The organism is Vibrio sp. STUT-A11 (assembly GCF_026000435.1).
Classification (GTDB): Bacteria; Pseudomonadota; Gammaproteobacteria; order Enterobacterales; family Vibrionaceae; genus Vibrio.
In genome coordinates this window covers 61,695-82,084 of record NZ_AP026763.1, presented here as the reverse complement: position 1 = coordinate 82,084, position 20,390 = coordinate 61,695, and the positions used below count along the sequence as shown (strand labels likewise).

7 protein-coding genes, 5 tRNA genes and 6 rRNA genes are annotated in these 20,390 nt (G+C 49.4%); 3 read left to right on the top strand and 15 right to left on the bottom strand.

The genetic code is table 11. The features are described 5' to 3' along the window. Nucleotides 1-15: 15 nt before the first annotated feature. From OO774_RS00365 to OO774_RS00355, 3 genes are read left to right on the top strand one after another with little or no spacing between them, the layout of a single operon-like run. On the top strand, nucleotides 16-486 hold the full coding sequence (locus tag OO774_RS00365; RefSeq protein WP_264903695.1) for a DUF4402 domain-containing protein: 471 nt from the start codon (nucleotides 16-18) through the stop codon (nucleotides 484-486). Between the two features lie 14 nt (nucleotides 487-500). Continuing rightward, entirely contained in the window at nucleotides 501-1,346 is an 846-nt protein-coding gene (locus OO774_RS00360) for a fimbria/pilus periplasmic chaperone (protein ID WP_264903692.1), read from the top strand. Between the two features lie 4 nt (nucleotides 1,347-1,350). Further along, nucleotides 1,351-4,305, top strand: a complete 2,955-nt coding sequence (locus OO774_RS00355; RefSeq protein ID WP_264903691.1) for an SPOR domain-containing protein — start codon at nucleotides 1,351-1,353, stop codon at nucleotides 4,303-4,305. Between the two features lie 512 nt (nucleotides 4,306-4,817). On the opposite strand, the gene OO774_RS00350 is transcribed toward OO774_RS00355, so the two are convergent. The 15 genes from OO774_RS00350 to OO774_RS00280 form a co-directional block, all read right to left on the bottom strand. Next, a tRNA-Ser gene (locus OO774_RS00350) sits at nucleotides 4,818-4,908 on the bottom strand. Nucleotides 4,909-4,978: 70 nt separating this feature from the next. Beyond that, nucleotides 4,979-5,095: ribosomal RNA gene (gene rrf / locus OO774_RS00345) — 5S ribosomal RNA — on the bottom strand. Between the two features lie 110 nt (nucleotides 5,096-5,205). Then, a 23S ribosomal RNA gene (locus tag OO774_RS00340) occupies nucleotides 5,206-8,095 on the bottom strand. A gap of 334 nt (nucleotides 8,096-8,429) precedes the next feature. Next, a tRNA-Ala gene (locus OO774_RS00335) sits at nucleotides 8,430-8,505 on the bottom strand. 45 nt (nucleotides 8,506-8,550) lie between these two features. Continuing rightward, a tRNA-Ile gene (locus OO774_RS00330) sits at nucleotides 8,551-8,627 on the bottom strand. 101 nt (nucleotides 8,628-8,728) lie between these two features. Further along, nucleotides 8,729-10,281 (bottom strand): 16S ribosomal RNA (locus tag OO774_RS00325). A gap of 373 nt (nucleotides 10,282-10,654) precedes the next feature. Continuing rightward, a 5S ribosomal RNA gene (gene rrf / locus OO774_RS00320) occupies nucleotides 10,655-10,771 on the bottom strand. Between the two features lie 110 nt (nucleotides 10,772-10,881). Continuing rightward, nucleotides 10,882-13,771, bottom strand: a 23S ribosomal RNA gene (locus OO774_RS00315). A 332-nt stretch (nucleotides 13,772-14,103) separates the two neighbouring features. Beyond that, nucleotides 14,104-14,179: transfer RNA gene (locus OO774_RS00310), tRNA-Ala, on the bottom strand. 45 nt (nucleotides 14,180-14,224) lie between these two features. Further along, nucleotides 14,225-14,301: transfer RNA gene (locus OO774_RS00305), tRNA-Ile, on the bottom strand. Between the two features lie 101 nt (nucleotides 14,302-14,402). Further along, nucleotides 14,403-15,955: ribosomal RNA gene (locus OO774_RS00300) — 16S ribosomal RNA — on the bottom strand. The 16S, 23S and 5S rRNA genes sit together here with 5 tRNA genes alongside, the layout of an rRNA operon. A gap of 473 nt (nucleotides 15,956-16,428) precedes the next feature. Then, nucleotides 16,429-17,142, bottom strand: coding sequence for an NAD(P)H-flavin reductase (fre, locus tag OO774_RS00295; RefSeq protein ID WP_264903689.1), 714 nt, complete (start codon nucleotides 17,140-17,142; stop codon nucleotides 16,429-16,431). Nucleotides 17,143-17,156: 14 nt separating this feature from the next. After that, complete coding sequence (locus OO774_RS00290; RefSeq protein ID WP_264903687.1) at nucleotides 17,157-17,426, bottom strand: 2Fe-2S iron-sulfur cluster-binding protein; 270 nt, start codon at nucleotides 17,424-17,426, stop codon at nucleotides 17,157-17,159. Beyond that, nucleotides 17,423-19,276, bottom strand: coding sequence for a 4-hydroxy-3-polyprenylbenzoate decarboxylase (gene ubiD / locus OO774_RS00285; protein ID WP_264903685.1), 1,854 nt, complete (start codon nucleotides 19,274-19,276; stop codon nucleotides 17,423-17,425). Before ubiD ends, OO774_RS00290 begins: the two co-directional genes overlap by 4 nt. A 96-nt stretch (nucleotides 19,277-19,372) precedes the next feature. After that, nucleotides 19,373-20,368, bottom strand: coding sequence for a hypothetical protein (locus tag OO774_RS00280; protein ID WP_264903683.1), 996 nt, complete (start codon nucleotides 20,366-20,368; stop codon nucleotides 19,373-19,375). Between the last annotated feature and the right edge of the window lie 22 nt (nucleotides 20,369-20,390).

The window sequence follows — 20,390 nt, the reverse complement described above, 5'->3', positions numbered from 1 at the left end:
GTTTATGGAGAAGTCATGTGTAACCGCTTGTTATCGGCGCTGGCAATATGCCTGCTCACCGGCGGAGCCTGGGCTGGGGAGATCACTCAGGTTAAGCCGCTTGACTTCGGGGTTATCGCATTGCGCAACAACGACAATATCTATAACTACCAGATTAACCCGGACGGCTCACGAAAGTATGACCCTAATATCGTGGTAATAGAGCAAGGCCACCCAGCCGAATTTCTGCTCTCCGGGTTCCAGGCAGGCAGCTATCTGCATATCACGACCAGCCTGCCCGAGAGCGCTAACAGCCTGAGCCACGGCGGCAACGCTGGCAGCCGCTTCACCATTAAGCAGTTAAACGTCAAACCCTGGGTCAGAACCAACGCTAAGGGCGAGGCCCGGGTATGGGTTGGTGCCACTCTGGCCACCTCGGGTGAGGGTCACTACCTGGATGCCAAATACGACAATCCCCATATAACTCTACAAATCACCCATCAATAAAGTTTAGGAATTACATGCTGTTGATAATAAACAGAAAAACCCTGTCACTGCTCGCCACCTTGCTGCTGCCTGTTTTACTTGCCAGCAACGCCAGCGCCAGCCTTTTGATCTCGCCGACCCGAGTGACCTTTGCCGAGAGAGATCGTAGCACTAAGGTCTTTCTGATGAATACCAGCAGCGAGACCAAGACCTACCGACTGGAGTTTCAGCAGCAAAGGCAGTTGCCCAACGGCCTCTATCAGTCGCTTAGCGAGAGCGAATTAGTCGGCTTTAATACCGCCAGCCACATGCTCAGGTTCAGCCCAAGACAGGTAACACTCAAACCCGGCGAGCGCCAGCAGGTTCGCATCGCGGTGCGCCGTCCCAAAGATCTAGCTCCCGGGGAGTATCGCTCCCACCTGCTACTTGCTGCCCTGCCCGGCAGCAAGGATCGCAGGCAAACCGAGGGCGTGGGTCTTCAATTAAACCTTCGGCTGAGCTTTTCTATCCCGGTGATCGTGCGCGTCGGCAGCCTTGACGCCGCTGCGGAATTTGGCCCGGTGAAGCTCTACCGGGATGCGGGCAGTGCTAAGCCAGATGGGGTAACCTTTGCTATTAACCGCTCTGGCCTGCACAGCACCTTCGGTAGTCTGAAAGCCTTCTGGCGCCCGCATGACAGCGGCGAAGAGCGCCAGGTGGCTACCCTTAACAACGTGGCGGTTTTCCATGAAAACAGTCAACGCCTGGTTCGTCTGCCCTTTCACGATCCCATTGCCCGGGACGGCACCCTGCACCTAATTTACCAGGGAGACGATGAGTTTGGCGACCACACTCTGGCGGAGCAGCAGCTGACCATCAGCGACTACCGATTAGCACCTTAACTTTATGTCCCTTCACCATCCGTGTAAATGGCTGCTGCTGGGCCTGCTTTGTCCAGTCTGCACACCCGTTGTTGCCCAGTCAGAACTGTTTGAGTTGATCCGCACGATCAACCGTAAATATCAGGAACCAGATTTTGGTCTGGTGCCTGCCGACGCTCCAACGGCAGATGACAGCCGGGGTATCGCCGATGGTGAAGAGCTGCTGCTAGAGGTGCGCATCGACGACCTGGTGATCGGAGATCTGTTTGCCATCAAGCATCAAAGTAGCGCTCTTATCGCCTTTGGCCAGTTTGTCGAGCTACTGAATTTCGCCATTGAGCTGGACAGCGAAACATCGGCGGCATCTGGCTGGTATATCAATGAGAGCCAGAGCTTTAGTTTGAGCCTGCCCGGAAAGAATGGTGAGCAAGCTGCCGTCGACAGCCAGGCTAAAGCCGAGGCAAACGGGATTGTCTACCCTCTGTCACACTCACACTTTCAGCTCCTGCCGGACGACCTCTATATTCATGCCGACGATCTCGGCCGCTGGTTTAATATCAAAATGACATTTGACTTCGGTGCTATGACGTTAATGTTGAAACCAGAGCACCCCCTGCCGCTCCAGGCAGCTCTGGCACGTAAACAGAGACCAAAAAGCAGGAAAAAAATAGCCAGCGCCAAGCCGGTTTTACCACTGCGCAAAAGCGATCACAAACTGTTGTCCGCGCCCCTGTTGGATATCAGCACCAACGCCACCTATTCAAGCGAAGAGGTCAACCTCGGCTATTCCGTCTTGGGTCGCCATGACCTGGGCTATTTCACCAGTCAATATTACCTTGGTGGTAGCTCGAACAATGAACTAGACACCGCACGGCTGACATTGGAAAAAAACTCGCTGGAGGGCGGCCTATTGGGTCCCGTAAACGCTACCCAATACCGCTTTGGCGATGTTGTACCAGTAGCCGGTGCCAGCGCCCAGGAACGGGGAATGAGTTTTAGCAACAGGCCACTGACGGGCAATACCGAGTTAGACACTCTGGATTTGCAGGGAGATATTCAGCCCGGCTGGGATGTGGAGCTTTACCGTAATGATGTACTGATAAATGCGCTGACCGCCGGGCCAGATGGTCGCTATGTGTTTAACGATATAGAGCTGCTCTACGGCAACAACACCCTTAGACTGATCTTTTACGGCCCGCAAGGCCAGATCCGGGAAAAGACCAAGCAGGTGTTAGTAGACAGCCGCACGGTAGAAAAGCAGCACTATTTCGATCTCTCCCTGACCCAGCCCGGCAGCCTGTTTCTCAACGAGCCCGCAGCCAATGCTGCCGACTGGCATCTGGCCGGCAAGTATAGCAAAAGCCTTGGCGACAAATTGTTGTTAGATGCAACCTTTTCCAAGATGGAAAGACGTAACGCTGCTTACTCTTTAGACGCTAGTTTTTCCCTGTTTGACCGCCTGCTGATGCAGGCCGGAGTTGACAACAACGGCGCCTACCGGATTGGGGGGAAAACCTTTTTGGGCAAACATGCACTGAATTTCTCGCATAATGCTGATGATGGTCAGCTTAATGACAATGTGACGCTAGCAGGCTCGCTTTTCCAGGGCCGGCAGACTGCACTCAACTATGAACAGGGTTTTAGCCGCCGCTATGGCGATATCGACCAACCGAGCTTTTCGCTACAAAACCGTCTCAGCCTCTACCAGTCGTCCTATTACCTGAGCAACAGCTTTACTTATCAAAGAACCGAGCCTGAGGTGGGTGAAGCAGAGGAATGGCAAATCGGTAGCGCTTTACTGCGCAAGCGTTTTTCCAACTTTACTTGGGAGTTGGGGGTTGATTACAGCTTGTCACCCGAGGCCGAGATTACCCAGCTGGATACCAAGCTCAGCCACGCCCTCAGCTCCTCACTTAACAGTGAGCTTGGCATTAACTATTGGCCCCAAACCGAAAGGTATAAAGCGGATATGAGGTTGAACTGGAAAGCCGATACGTTTTACCTGATCTCTACCCTCTCCTACGATGATCGCGGCGAATGGTTCCTGGGCCTGAACACCCTATTTAGCCTGGGCTGGGATCCTCAGGAAAGTGACATTTATATAGACCGCCGCCGCCTGGCGCAAAACGGTGCCATCAGTGTGCGCGTATTTCAGGACTTGAACCTAAACGGCCGCTACGACCAAGATGAGCCGCCAGTGGTGGGTGCCAAGGTAAAAGGCACTCAGGTATACCGCAGAGCTTCTACTAATGACAAAGGGATTGCTTTTTTGCGTGGCCTGCCCGCTTATCGCACCACGGATATTGAACTAGAGATAGGAAGTCTGGAGGACCCCTACTGGATGCCCAGTCGCCCCGGAATCTCGATTACACCCAGACCGGGGTTGGTGGAGACCCTGGATATACCTGTGGTCACCACTGGTGAAATCGAAGGTATGGTCTACCTAGAGGACGGTCATGGCGGTGAAAAACCGGCAGCCTATGCCCCACTTGTCCTACTGGACGAGCAGGGTAAAGTGGTACAGAGGGGGGAGAGTGAATATGATGGCTTCTACCTCTTTATAAATGTGTTGCCGGGTAAGTTCCGGGTGGAGATCGATAAGCATTATATCGAGGATAAGAAACTGTATCCGCTTGCAGCCGTCGAGGTAACGATAAAGGGTGATGGCGATGTGTTGCGCGGCAACGATTTCAGTCTTGCTGCCCTGAGCTTCCAGCCAGCGTTTCTGGTTTCATTGGGTGAGTTTAGCTCCGAAACAACCATGAAAGCCTACTGGCACCTGCTCCACCGTTCGCACGCAAATATATTGCCGCAGGCATCTTATTCTAAGGTGGCTAGAGAAGGCAGCAAGCACCTCAGGTTACAACTGGGCACCTACCTGAACAAAGCACAGGCCCAGTCTCAATGCACCCGTCTGCAGGAGCAAGGCATCAACTGCCGGGTTACTACCACAGAGCTCTTATTAGAAAAAAGCTCTTAGCATCGGACACAAACACGCATGAGCCCATCCAAGGGGCTTCGATTTGCCATCCATGGCAAATCGAGTTTGTTTATCGAACCCTGTTCCCTGACCAGTTAATTTTCCTGATTGGTATCATCATGGATCAAGCGAGCTGGCACCAAAATTATCTAGGAAAAGAGTACTCAAACGTAACCAGTCTCCATATCCCACCGTATTCACCAGAGCTCAATCCAATAGAGCAAGTCTGGAGTTGATTGCGACAGCATGAACTAGCCAACCGATGCTTTGATAGCTACGAAGCCATTGTTGACAGTATTTGTACTGCTTGGAATCGATTTGTGGAGAATAAAAGCAGAGATACCTCACTCTGCTTTAGGGACTGGACAAAATTGACTACTTAATTAATGTAATTGGTATAAGGGCTTGTTGAAGTTGCCTGAACTCGTCGACTGTCTTCAACGCGTGAAGACATTTCAGGACAGTGTAGAAATGAAAAAAGCCTCGCTATTTCTAGCGAGGCTTCTTAATAGTGGCGGAGAGATAGGGATTTGAACCCTAGATACGCTATTAACGTATGCCGGTTTTCAAGACCGGTGCTTTCAACCACTCAGCCATCTCTCCACAAATTGTCATCAACAGATTAGTACACTGATGATGTTGTTACATGTTTCCACAGGTAACGATATTTAAAGCCTGGCGATGTCCTACTCTCACATGGGGAAGCCCCACACTACCATCGGCGCTATTTCGTTTCACTTCTGAGTTCGGAATGGAAGTCAGGTGGGTCCAAAACGCTATGGTCGCCAAGCAAATTCTTACTCTCTATTTCTAGAGAAAACTTGGAAAGCTGTTGTTAATTCTCGTTTTTACACATTCAATGTTCTTGCTTTGAGTCCATCAAAACCCCTTGGGTGTTGTATGGTTAAGCCTCACGGGCAATTAGTACAGGTTAGCTCAACGCCTCACAACGCTTACACACCCTGCCTATCAACGTCGTAGTCTACGACAACCCTTTAGGATACTTAAAGTATCAGGGAGAACTCATCTCAAGGCTCGCTTCCCGCTTAGATGCTTTCAGCGGTTATCGATCCCGAACTTAGCTACCGGGCAATGCGTCTGGCGACACAACCCGAACACCAGAGGTTCGTCCACTCCGGTCCTCTCGTACTAGGAGCAGCCCCTTTCAATTCTCCAACGCCCACGGCAGATAGGGACCGAACTGTCTCACGACGTTCTAAACCCAGCTCGCGTACCACTTTAAATGGCGAACAGCCATACCCTTGGGACCGACTTCAGCCCCAGGATGTGATGAGCCGACATCGAGGTGCCAAACACCGCCGTCGATATGAACTCTTGGGCGGTATCAGCCTGTTATCCCCGGAGTACCTTTTATCCGTTGAGCGATGGCCCTTCCATTCAGAACCACCGGATCACTATGACCTGCTTTCGCACCTGCTCGAATTGTCATTCTCGCAGTCAAGCGGGCTTATGCCATTGCACTAACCTCACGATGTCCAACCGTGATTAGCCCACCTTCGTGCTCCTCCGTTACGCTTTGGGAGGAGACCGCCCCAGTCAAACTACCCACCAGGCACTGTCCTCATCCCCGATGAGGGGACCAAGTTAGAACATCAACACTACAAGGGTGGTATTTCAAGGTCGGCTCCACCAACACTGGCGTGCTGGTTTCAAAGCCTCCCACCTATCCTACACATGTAGGGTCAATGTTCAGTGCCAAGCTGTAGTAAAGGTTCACGGGGTCTTTCCGTCTAGCCGCGGGTACACTGCATCTTCACAGCGATTTCAATTTCACTGAGTCTCGGGTGGAGACAGCGTGGCCATCATTACGCCATTCGTGCAGGTCGGAACTTACCCGACAAGGAATTTCGCTACCTTAGGACCGTTATAGTTACGGCCGCCGTTTACCGGGGCTTCGATCAAGAGCTTCGACCGAAGTCTAACCCCATCAATTAACCTTCCGGCACCGGGCAGGCGTCACACCGTATACGTCATCTTACGATTTTGCACAGTGCTGTGTTTTTAATAAACAGTTGCAGCCACCTGGTATCTGCGACTCTCAATAGCTCCATCCGCAAGGGACTTCACCGTCGAGAGCGTACCTTCTCCCGAAGTTACGGTACCATTTTGCCTAGTTCCTTCACCCGAGTTCTCTCAAGCGCCTTGGTATTCTCTACCCGACCACCTGTGTCGGTTTGGGGTACGATTCCTTACAATCTGAAGCTTAGAGGCTTTTCCTGGAAGCATGGCATCAATGACTTCACATCCGTAGATGCTCGACGTCGTGTCTCAGCCTTAAAGAGAGCCGGATTTACCTAACTCTCAAGCCTACGCACTTGAACCTGGACAACCGTCGCCAGGCCCACCTAGCCTTCTCCGTCCCCCCATCGCAATTGTAAGAAGTACGGGAATATTAACCCGTTTCCCATCGACTACGCCTTTCGGCCTCGCCTTAGGGGTCGACTTACCCTGCCCCGATTAACGTTGGACAGGAACCCTTGGTCTTCCGGCGAGGAGGTTTTTCACCCCCTTTATCGTTACTCATGTCAGCATTCGCACTTCTGATACGTCCAGCATGCGTTACCACACACCTTCAACCGCTTACAGAACGCTCCCCTACCCAATATACAAAAGTATATTGCCGCAGCTTCGGTTTACTACTTAGCCCCGTTACATCTTCCGCGCAGGCCGACTCGACCAGTGAGCTATTACGCTTTCTTTAAATGATGGCTGCTTCTAAGCCAACATCCTGGCTGTCTGAGCCTTCCCACATCGTTTCCCACTTAGTAGTAATTTGGGACCTTAGCTGGCGGTCTGGGTTGTTTCCCTCTCCACGACGGACGTTAGCACCCGCCGTGTGTCTCCCGGATAGTACTTACTGGTATTCGGAGTTTGCAAAGGGTTGGTAAGTCGGGATGACCCCCTAGCCTTAACAGTGCTCTACCCCCAGTAGTATTCGTCCGAGGCGCTACCTAAATAGCTTTCGGGGAGAACCAGCTATCTCCAGGTTTGATTGGCCTTTCACCCCTAGCCACAAGTCATCCGCTAATTTTTCAACATTAGTCGGTTCGGTCCTCCAATTGATGTTACTCAATCTTCAACCTGCCCATGGCTAGATCACCTGGTTTCGGGTCTATATCCAGAGACTGAACGCCCAGTTAAGACTCGGTTTCCCTACGGCTCCCCTAGATGGTTAACCTTGCCACTGAATATAAGTCGCTGACCCATTATACAAAAGGTACGCAGTCACACCACGAAGGTGCTCCTACTGCTTGTACGTACACGGTTTCAGGTTCTATTTCACTCCCCTCACAGGGGTTCTTTTCGCCTTTCCCTCACGGTACTGGTTCACTATCGGTCAGTCAGTAGTATTTAGCCTTGGAGGATGGTCCCCCCATATTCAGACAGGATATCACGTGTCCCGCCCTACTCGATTTCACTGAATATGCGTCGTCAGTTACGGGGCTATCACCCTGTATCGCCAAGCTTTCCAGCTTGTTCACCTAACGCCTATAAAGCTTAAGGGCTAGTCCAATTTCGCTCGCCGCTACTTTCGGAATCTCGGTTGATTTCTTTTCCTCGGGGTACTTAGATGTTTCAGTTCCCCCGGTTCGCCTCGTTATGCTATGTATTCACATAACGATACTTACTTATGTAAGTGGGTTTCCCCATTCGGAAATCCCAGACTCAAGTGGCTTTTACTGCCTAATCTGGGCTTATCGCAAGTTAATACGTCCTTCATCGCCTCTGACTGCCAAGGCATCCACCGTGTACGCTTAGTCACTTAACCATACAACCCGAAGGAGTTTCGAATTGCATTTTGTCTTCACTTTAAAAAGTGAAATCAAACGGTCAAACAACCAAAGTTGCTATCTCATTATTTGAATGAGCGAGATAGCTTTCGATTTTGCCGGACTCAAATATGTTTTGCTTTCGCAAAACCCAAGAACACTTGAATGTGTTTTTAGTTGTATTCAAATACATGAATACTTTGAGAACTTTACAAACAAATCTTTATTTCTAAGAAACAAAGTTTGTTTTGTCAGCTTTCCAAATTGTTAAAGAGCTAATCACTTCAAAGAAGTAACCATTTTTAAAAGCACTATTGCTAATGCGCTTAAAGATGGTGGAGCTAAGCAGGATCGAACTGCTGACCTCCTGCGTGCAAGGCAGGCGCTCTCCCAGCTGAGCTATAGCCCCATCAAGGTGTGTCGATACTGTATGCCAACTCCTTGGGAAGGGAATTGGTGGGTCTGAGTGGACTCGAACCACCGACCTCTCGCTTATCAGGCGAACGCTCTAACCACCTGAGCTACAGACCCAGTATCGTCTCTTTTACATAAACCGTATCAATCTGTGTGGACACTCATCGTGACTCATTTGTCTTCACTTTTAAAAAGTGAAAGCAAACTGTCCATTCGTATAAGGAGGTGATCCAGCGCCAGGTTCCCCTAGCGCTACCTTGTTACGACTTCACCCCAGTCATGAACCACAAAGTGGTAAGCGTCCCCCCGAAGGTTAAACTACCTACTTCTTTTGCAGCCCACTCCCATGGTGTGACGGGCGGTGTGTACAAGGCCCGGGAACGTATTCACCGTGGCATTCTGATCCACGATTACTAGCGATTCCGACTTCATGGAGTCGAGTTGCAGACTCCAATCCGGACTACGACGCACTTTTTGGGATTCGCTCACTTTCGCAAGTTGGCCGCCCTCTGTATGCGCCATTGTAGCACGTGTGTAGCCCTACTCGTAAGGGCCATGATGACTTGACGTCGTCCCCACCTTCCTCCGGTTTATCACCGGCAGTCTCCCTGGAGTTCCCGACATTACTCGCTGGCAAACAAGGATAAGGGTTGCGCTCGTTGCGGGACTTAACCCAACATTTCACAACACGAGCTGACGACAGCCATGCAGCACCTGTCTCAGAGTTCCCGAAGGCACCAATCCATCTCTGGAAAGTTCTCTGGATGTCAAGAGTAGGTAAGGTTCTTCGCGTTGCATCGAATTAAACCACATGCTCCACCGCTTGTGCGGGCCCCCGTCAATTCATTTGAGTTTTAATCTTGCGACCGTACTCCCCAGGCGGTCTACTTAACGCGTTAGCTCCGAAAGCCACGGCTCAAGGCCACAACCTCCAAGTAGACATCGTTTACGGCGTGGACTACCAGGGTATCTAATCCTGTTTGCTCCCCACGCTTTCGCATCTGAGTGTCAGTATCTGTCCAGGGGGCCGCCTTCGCCACCGGTATTCCTTCAGATCTCTACGCATTTCACCGCTACACCTGAAATTCTACCCCCCTCTACAGTACTCTAGTCTGCCAGTTTCAAATGCTATTCCGAGGTTGAGCCCCGGGCTTTCACATCTGACTTAACAAACCACCTGCATGCGCTTTACGCCCAGTAATTCCGATTAACGCTCGCACCCTCCGTATTACCGCGGCTGCTGGCACGGAGTTAGCCGGTGCTTCTTCTGTCGCTAACGTCAAATAATGCATCTATTAAACACACTACCTTCCTCACGACTGAAAGTGCTTTACAACCCGAAGGCCTTCTTCACACACGCGGCATGGCTGCATCAGGCTTGCGCCCATTGTGCAATATTCCCCACTGCTGCCTCCCGTAGGAGTCTGGACCGTGTCTCAGTTCCAGTGTGGCTGATCATCCTCTCAGACCAGCTAGGGATCGTCGCCTTGGTGAGCCCTTACCTCACCAACTAGCTAATCCCACCTAGGCATATCCTGACGCGAGAGGCCCGAAGGTCCCCCTCTTTGGCCCGTAGGCATCATGCGGTATTAGCCATCGTTTCCAATGGTTATCCCCCACATCAGGGCAATTTCCTAGGCATTACTCACCCGTCCGCCGCTCGACGCCGTTAACGTTCCCCGAAGGTTCAGTTAACTCGTTTCCGCTCGACTTGCATGTGTTAGGCCTGCCGCCAGCGTTCAATCTGAGCCATGATCAAACTCTTCAATTTAAAGTTTTGTTTGGCTCAATGAATACTGACTTCAAAACTACAAACGTAATTTTAAAGCTATTATCGTTATTCCTTTATAAAAAAGGAGAACGATAATGAATTGACTGTGCCAAGACTAAGTAAACTTAATCTCGATTGGTCACTCAGTTCATTGAAACCTAAATTGTTTCCGAAGAAACTATTTGGATTATCATCAACGAGTGCCCACACAGATTGATAGGTCTATATTGTTAAAGAGCTTGGCTTTCAGTGCCTTAGCACTTAAGCGAGGTGCGTATAATACGCTTTCCACTTTGAAAGTCAACATAAAATTCTAAAAAACTTTAGAACCCTATGGTGACTTGCTTAAATATTAAGCAAGTGCAAAATAAAAGCCTGGCGATGTCCTACTCTCACATGGGGAAACCCCACACTACCATCGGCGCTAATTCGTTTCACTTCTGAGTTCGGAATGGAAATCAGGTGGGTCCAAATCGCTATGGTCGCCAAGCAAATTCTTACTCTCTATTTCTAGAGAAAACTTGGAAAGCTGTTGTTAATTCTCGTTTTTACACATTCAATGTTCTTGCTTTGAGTCCATCAAAACCCCTTGGGTGTTGTATGGTTAAGCCTCACGGGCAATTAGTACAGGTTAGCTCAACGCCTCACAACGCTTACACACCCTGCCTATCAACGTCGTAGTCTACGACAACCCTTTAGGATACTTAAAGTATCAGGGAGAACTCATCTCAAGGCTCGCTTCCCGCTTAGATGCTTTCAGCGGTTATCGATCCCGAACTTAGCTACCGGGCAATGCGTCTGGCGACACAACCCGAACACCAGAGGTTCGTCCACTCCGGTCCTCTCGTACTAGGAGCAGCCCCTTTCAATTCTCCAACGCCCACGGCAGATAGGGACCGAACTGTCTCACGACGTTCTAAACCCAGCTCGCGTACCACTTTAAATGGCGAACAGCCATACCCTTGGGACCGACTTCAGCCCCAGGATGTGATGAGCCGACATCGAGGTGCCAAACACCGCCGTCGATATGAACTCTTGGGCGGTATCAGCCTGTTATCCCCGGAGTACCTTTTATCCGTTGAGCGATGGCCCTTCCATTCAGAACCACCGGATCACTATGACCTGCTTTCGCACCTGCTCGAATTGTCATTCTCGCAGTCAAGCGGGCTTATGCCATTGCACTAACCTCACGATGTCCAACCGTGATTAGCCCACCTTCGTGCTCCTCCGTTACGCTTTGGGAGGAGACCGCCCCAGTCAAACTACCCACCAGGCACTGTCCTCATCCCCGATGAGGGGACCAAGTTAGAACATCAACACTACAAGGGTGGTATTTCAAGGTCGGCTCCACCAACACTGGCGTGCTGGTTTCAAAGCCTCCCACCTATCCTACACATGTAGGGTCAATGTTCAGTGCCAAGCTGTAGTAAAGGTTCACGGGGTCTTTCCGTCTAGCCGCGGGTACACTGCATCTTCACAGCGATTTCAATTTCACTGAGTCTCGGGTGGAGACAGCGTGGCCATCATTACGCCATTCGTGCAGGTCGGAACTTACCCGACAAGGAATTTCGCTACCTTAGGACCGTTATAGTTACGGCCGCCGTTTACCGGGGCTTCGATCAAGAGCTTCGACCGAAGTCTAACCCCATCAATTAACCTTCCGGCACCGGGCAGGCGTCACACCGTATACGTCATCTTACGATTTTGCACAGTGCTGTGTTTTTAATAAACAGTTGCAGCCACCTGGTATCTGCGACTCTCAATAGCTCCATCCGCAAGGGACTTCACCGTCGAGAGCGTACCTTCTCCCGAAGTTACGGTACCATTTTGCCTAGTTCCTTCACCCGAGTTCTCTCAAGCGCCTTGGTATTCTCTACCCGACCACCTGTGTCGGTTTGGGGTACGATTCCTTACAATCTGAAGCTTAGAGGCTTTTCCTGGAAGCATGGCATCAATGACTTCACATCCGTAGATGCTCGACGTCGTGTCTCAGCCTTAAAGAGAGCCGGATTTACCTAACTCTCAAGCCTACGCACTTGAACCTGGACAACCGTCGCCAGGCCCACCTAGCCTTCTCCGTCCCCCCATCGCAATTGTAAGAAGTACGGGAATATTAACCCGTTTCCCATCGACTACGCCTTTCGGCCTCGCCTTAGGGGTCGACTTACCCTGCCCCGATTAACGTTGGACAGGAACCCTTGGTCTTCCGGCGAGGAGGTTTTTCACCCCCTTTATCGTTACTCATGTCAGCATTCGCACTTCTGATACGTCCAGCATGCGTTACCACACACCTTCAACCGCTTACAGAACGCTCCCCTACCCAATATACAAAAGTATATTGCCGCAGCTTCGGTTTACTACTTAGCCCCGTTACATCTTCCGCGCAGGCCGACTCGACCAGTGAGCTATTACGCTTTCTTTAAATGATGGCTGCTTCTAAGCCAACATCCTGGCTGTCTGAGCCTTCCCACATCGTTTCCCACTTAGTAGTAATTTGGGACCTTAGCTGGCGGTCTGGGTTGTTTCCCTCTCCACGACGGACGTTAGCACCCGCCGTGTGTCTCCCGGATAGTACTTACTGGTATTCGGAGTTTGCAAAGGGTTGGTAAGTCGGGATGACCCCCTAGCCTTAACAGTGCTCTACCCCCAGTAGTATTCGTCCGAGGCGCTACCTAAATAGCTTTCGGGGAGAACCAGCTATCTCCAGGTTTGATTGGCCTTTCACCCCTAGCCACAAGTCATCCGCTAATTTTTCAACATTAGTCGGTTCGGTCCTCCAATTGATGTTACTCAATCTTCAACCTGCCCATGGCTAGATCACCTGGTTTCGGGTCTATATCCAGAGACTGAACGCCCAGTTAAGACTCGGTTTCCCTACGGCTCCCCTAGATGGTTAACCTTGCCACTGAATATAAGTCGCTGACCCATTATACAAAAGGTACGCAGTCACACCACGAAGGTGCTCCTACTGCTTGTACGTACACGGTTTCAGGTTCTATTTCACTCCCCTCACAGGGGTTCTTTTCGCCTTTCCCTCACGGTACTGGTTCACTATCGGTCAGTCAGTAGTATTTAGCCTTGGAGGATGGTCCCCCCATATTCAGACAGGATATCACGTGTCCCGCCCTACTCGATTTCACTGAATATGCGTCGTCAGTTACGGGGCTATCACCCTGTATCGCCAAGCTTTCCAGCTTGTTCACCTAACGCCTATAAAGCTTAAGGGCTAGTCCAATTTCGCTCGCCGCTACTTTCGGAATCTCGGTTGATTTCTTTTCCTCGGGGTACTTAGATGTTTCAGTTCCCCCGGTTCGCCTCGTTATGCTATGTATTCACATAACGATACTTACTTATGTAAGTGGGTTTCCCCATTCGGAAATCCCAGACTCAAGTGGCTTTTACTGCCTAATCTGGGCTTATCGCAAGTTAATACGTCCTTCATCGCCTCTGACTGCCAAGGCATCCACCGTGTACGCTTAGTCACTTAACCATACAACCCGAAGGAGTTTCGAATTGCATTTTGTCTTCACTTTAAAAAGTGAAATCAAACGGTCAAACAACCAAAGTTGCTATCTCATTATTTGAATGAGCGAGATAGCTTTCGATTTTGCCGGACTCAAATATGTTTTGCTTTCGCAAAACCCAAGAACACTTGAATGTGTTTTTAGTTGTATTCCATTAGGAATACTTTGAGAACTTTACAAACAAATCTTTATTTCTAAAAAACAAAGTTTGTTTTGTCAGCTTTCCAAATTGTTAAAGAGCTAATCACTTCAAAGAAGTAACCATTTTTAAAAGCACTATTGCTAATGCGCTTAAAGATGGTGGAGCTAAGCAGGATCGAACTGCTGACCTCCTGCGTGCAAGGCAGGCGCTCTCCCAGCTGAGCTATAGCCCCATCAAGGTGTGTCGATACTGTATGCCAACTCCTTGGGAAGGGAATTGGTGGGTCTGAGTGGACTCGAACCACCGACCTCTCGCTTATCAGGCGAACGCTCTAACCACCTGAGCTACAGACCCAGTATCGTCTCTTTTACATAAACCGTATCAATCTGTGTGGACACTCATCGTGACTCATTTGTCTTCACTTTTAAAAAGTGAAAGCAAACTGTCCATTCGTATAAGGAGGTGATCCAGCGCCAGGTTCCCCTAGCGCTACCTTGTTACGACTTCACCCCAGTCATGAACCACAAAGTGGTAAGCGTCCCCCCGAAGGTTAAACTACCTACTTCTTTTGCAGCCCACTCCCATGGTGTGACGGGCGGTGTGTACAAGGCCCGGGAACGTATTCACCGTGGCATTCTGATCCACGATTACTAGCGATTCCGACTTCATGGAGTCGAGTTGCAGACTCCAATCCGGACTACGACGCACTTTTTGGGATTCGCTCACTTTCGCAAGTTGGCCGCCCTCTGTATGCGCCATTGTAGCACGTGTGTAGCCCTACTCGTAAGGGCCATGATGACTTGACGTCGTCCCCACCTTCCTCCGGTTTATCACCGGCAGTCTCCCTGGAGTTCCCGACATTACTCGCTGGCAAACAAGGATAAGGGTTGCGCTCGTTGCGGGACTTAACCCAACATTTCACAACACGAGCTGACGACAGCCATGCAGCACCTGTCTCAGAGTTCCCGAAGGCACCAATCCATCTCTGGAAAGTTCTCTGGATGTCAAGAGTAGGTAAGGTTCTTCGCGTTGCATCGAATTAAACCACATGCTCCACCGCTTGTGCGGGCCCCCGTCAATTCATTTGAGTTTTAATCTTGCGACCGTACTCCCCAGGCGGTCTACTTAACGCGTTAGCTCCGAAAGCCACGGCTCAAGGCCACAACCTCCAAGTAGACATCGTTTACGGCGTGGACTACCAGGGTATCTAATCCTGTTTGCTCCCCACGCTTTCGCATCTGAGTGTCAGTATCTGTCCAGGGGGCCGCCTTCGCCACCGGTATTCCTTCAGATCTCTACGCATTTCACCGCTACACCTGAAATTCTACCCCCCTCTACAGTACTCTAGTCTGCCAGTTTCAAATGCTATTCCGAGGTTGAGCCCCGGGCTTTCACATCTGACTTAACAAACCACCTGCATGCGCTTTACGCCCAGTAATTCCGATTAACGCTCGCACCCTCCGTATTACCGCGGCTGCTGGCACGGAGTTAGCCGGTGCTTCTTCTGTCGCTAACGTCAAATAATGCATCTATTAAACACACTACCTTCCTCACGACTGAAAGTGCTTTACAACCCGAAGGCCTTCTTCACACACGCGGCATGGCTGCATCAGGCTTGCGCCCATTGTGCAATATTCCCCACTGCTGCCTCCCGTAGGAGTCTGGACCGTGTCTCAGTTCCAGTGTGGCTGATCATCCTCTCAGACCAGCTAGGGATCGTCGCCTTGGTGAGCCCTTACCTCACCAACTAGCTAATCCCACCTAGGCATATCCTGACGCGAGAGGCCCGAAGGTCCCCCTCTTTGGCCCGTAGGCATCATGCGGTATTAGCCATCGTTTCCAATGGTTATCCCCCACATCAGGGCAATTTCCTAGGCATTACTCACCCGTCCGCCGCTCGACGCCGTTAACGTTCCCCGAAGGTTCAGTTAACTCGTTTCCGCTCGACTTGCATGTGTTAGGCCTGCCGCCAGCGTTCAATCTGAGCCATGATCAAACTCTTCAATTTAAGATTTTGTCGGCTCAATGAATACTGAACATTACATAAAGTAATGTTTGAATTGACTGTGCTGAATCTTTCGATTCAATGGTCACTTCGTTTCATTGAAACCTAATTTGAAACCGAAGTTTCTAATTGGATTATCATCAACGAGTGCCCACACAGATTGATAGGTCTATATTGTTAAAGAGCTTGCTTAGAGAGATATCTTTCTCTCAAAGCGGAGGTGCATTCTAGCGATTTGGTTGTTAGTGTCAAACACTTTTTTCAACTATTTTTTTCGTAGAAGCTTTTTACCTCTCCGACCCTGCTGAAGCCTTATCGCGTCTGCCGTGTCGGTGGATGCGCATTATAGGGAGTTACGATCGTAGCGCAACCCTTTTTTTTGAAAAAAACCAAAAAACCGAACACTCGATGATTATTTAATCAAAAACGTAAAAAAGAGGGTAAAAAACCCTCTTTTTATGCCATAAAAGCCGTATTTAAATGAAAGCGTACGCGTCTGCATACATACGTTCGCTTTTCGCTTTCTTATTCTGAGTAAACTGTTCTCGAGCGGCGCCCGCCATTTCAAAGCGACCTGCTATATAGATATCATAGTCTTCCAGACTTTCGAAATCGTCACTCACTGCTTGTAGTACGTTACCAACCTTGCCTTGCCAATCAGTCGGTGCTTCCTCTACTACAGGAATAAAGTGAACGTTAGAAAACTTCTCTGAAATATCGATAAGTTCATCTTTTGCGTATAACTGGCTATCATCACGAGCACCCCAGTACAAATAGATTTGATTGGTCTTATTCTGTGCCACGCAATGATCTAAAATAGAGCGTACATAACTGAACCCAGTGCCACCAGCGATCAGTAGTAGTGGACGTTCACTATCTTCTTGAATCCACGCATCTCCGTGTGGTGCATCAATTTCAATATCACTACCCGTTTCTAGAGCGGTTTTCATTGCTTCGACTACTTCAATTGCGTAGGCATTATGTTCTGCGGCACCAATGTGCAGTTCCAACTCACCTTCATGTCGACAAGGACTGCTCGCAATAGAGAATGGGCGCTTGTCTTTCTCTCCCATCACAACCATAAGATATTGACCTGCTTTGAAAGTTACAGGTGATTCTGGGTGAAGTAGAATTTGGTAAGTATTACAAGCTAACGGCTGAATAGACTTTACTTTACATTGGATGGTCATGATGTCCCTCTCGCTTACTCATCAAAAGTAAGCACTAAATTACTTTCTGTATAGGCTTGGCAAGGAAATATCCAACCTTGCTGCTGTTCTTTATCGGTTAGCATTGGGTCGAGGTGATAACTCACTTCACCCGATACCTTCTTACACATGCACATGGCACACGCGCCAACCCGGCAACGATGAGGGAAGCGAATATTATTGTTGAGCGCAGCCTCCAACACCGTCTCACCATCTTCAACCTCAAATGATACGTTTATCGGCAGAAGGTGGACTGTATGACTCATAGAATACCTAACTGATTCCAAATCTCATCAACTTTAGCCACAAGTTTAGGATCTTTCTTAATTGGGATACCCCAATCGCGCGTCACCTCAGTTGCAAACTTATTCGTCGCGTCCAATGCTAATTTCGAACTGCTCGTCATACTTCCCCGAAGTTGGATAGTATCTCTATCAGGGTCCATACGAGTCGTTACTGCCCAGATGATGTCATTCCAATCTCTGGCATTGACGTCTTCATCGCATAAGATAATAAACTTGATGTCGGTATAATCAGCAAAGTATTGCCATAACTTTTCAAGTAATGCTTGAGACTGGCCAGCCTGGTCTTTCTTCATGGTTACCACAGCGAACTGATTATTTGCCGTCGGTGGTAAATAGATGTCGATAATTTCACGACGTTGTTCTTTTAAGGAGTCCAAGTCAGCTTGTGTCATCGCCTTACTTTCTGGAGCAGTGGCTTCTGGGCGAGTCGCCAGTTCCGCTTCCCATTTAGTGGTCGCATCCAGTCCCATCTTGGAACCCAGGCCAACCACTGGAGAAGCAAAGTCCAGTGAATCTATCGGCGTATTATCAATCATTACGGTATCACGAACCGGGTCCATATTCACAGTCATGGCTTTAACCACATCATCCCAGTCACGCGCGTTTACTGACTCGTCACACACTATCACATACTTGGTATACATAAACTGACGTAAAAACGACCATACACCCATCATTACGCGTTTTGCATGTCCCGGGTATTGCTTCTTCAACGTGACGACCGCCATACGGTACGAACACCCTTCAGGTGGTAAATAGAAATCTTCTATTTCCGGGAACTGCTTCTGCAGAATAGGAACGAAGACTTCATTCAGTGCTACACCCAGAACAGCAGGTTCGTCGGGTGGACGACCGGTGTAAGTGCTGTGGTAAATCGGATCTTTACGCATGGTAATGTGCGTAATGGTAAAGACGTGGTGCTTTTCTTTTTCGTTGTAGTAGCCCGTGTGATCGCCATAAGGGCCTTCATCAGCAAACTCATTCAGGTCGATGTAACCTTCCATCACAATTTCCGCACTCGCTGGCACTTCCAGCTCGTTGCTGATGGATTTGACGACTTCGGTTTTACTGCCACGTAACAAGCCAGCAAAGGCATATTCCGATAACGTATCAGGTACTGGCGTTACCGCACCAAGAATGGTCGCAGGGTCCGCACCGAATGCCACCGATACTGGGAATGGTTTGCCTGGATTAGTTTCCATCCAGTCGCGAAGGTCAAGAGCGCCACCTCGATGTGCCAGCCAACGCATGATGATTTTGTTTTTCGCTATTTTTTGCTGACGGTAGATCCCAAGGTTCTGACGTTTTTTGTTCGGCCCCTTGGTAACGGTTAGTCCCCAGGTTAATAACGGCGCGACATCTTCAGCCCAGCAGCTCATCACGGGAATTTTGTCTAAGTCGACCTCATCACCCTGCCAGACGATTTCCTGGCAAGGCGCCTTACGCAGACGCTTGGCTGGCATGTTCAGGACTTGCTTGAATACCGGCAACTTTTCTAACGCGTCTTTGAATCCTTTCGGCGGCTCTGGCTCTTTAAGATAAGCCAGCAATTTACCGACTTCGCGCAGTTCTTTTACGTCTTCACGCCCCATACCAATCGCAACACGCTCCGGGGTACCAAACAGGTTAGTTAAAACGGGAACATCGTAACCTATTGGATTCTCGAACAGCAATGCAGGGCCACCAGCACGCAAGGTACGATCGCTGATTTCTGTCATTTCATAAGCGGGTTTGACAGGGTGACTAATGCGCTTGAGGAGACCTTTCTGCTCCAGGTAGTCGATAAATTCGCGTAAATCCTTAAAACTCATAGGCCTTCATGACTGCTGACTGATTAAACTTTTTGCAGTATATCAAATAGGAGGACACTAAGGTCCTCCTATTTTGTGTGGGTTTTAAGCGTAGTATTACTTCAGAACTTGTTCGATTTGACGCACTTTAACCTGATGATTCCCCGAAACTAACTCTTGAAGCCAGCTTTGATGCCCTTGTTGTGCTAACTCTCTCGCCACCAATGTCGCTTCTCCTGACAACGCCATTTTGGCAATTAAGAACTGCTTCACTTCAGGGCTCAATGGATAGGTTTTGGTTAAAAGGCTAATCGCATAAGGTTTGAGCGTTGGATTAACGGTTGAGTTCATCAACTGATGTAATGAAAAGGTATCGCCTATTTGAGCTAATCGATCCAGTTCTGCGTGGCTATTGTAATCGGCACGCATTCGCCACAACAAGTCGTACATTGCTTCGTCCTGACTTACCTGAGCTAAGCGAGCAACCACTGCAGTAGATGGCAGCCAACTGGTCACATCTATTTGAGTCAACTGTACGGTTAATGCATTTAATGCACCTGGAGACAAGCTATCTAATTCACGAATCAATAATGATTCACGAGCCTGTGTTTGTTGTGAGGTACCCGCCAATAGCCACTGGCTGAGTTCGAGCTCTTTGCGCTCCGCTTGAAGAACAAATTCTAACGTGCTCTGGTCTTGCTTCCAGCGCTTGATCAAACGGCTTGCAACGGTAGGAAAGTTAAAAGCTGGCACTGTGAATTCGTAACCATCGCCACGCTCGAGCACCTGATAAGTGGGAGTAATACGGCTTTGCGATTCAACAAAAAGAGCCATACGCGGCGTAAGAATTACGTTTTGCTGCTCTAGTTTTTCAAGTAAGCGGAAACGCACCACCTCTTGTTGAGGTAACGCCAGTCGATTGAGGGAAAATTTAAGCGAGTCAACCTCATCCCTGACAACATATTCAAGAAGTTCAGAGACTTTGGTTTGTATTTGGGTATCCTGAAGCCACTGTTCTACCACAGACTCCTGCATTTCCTTCGCAGATGCGGTCATAGGTATAGTCACGAGTGACAAACTCAGGAGTAATGACGACAACATTCCTTGTTGCATGTTAACCTCCCGATAACATTAG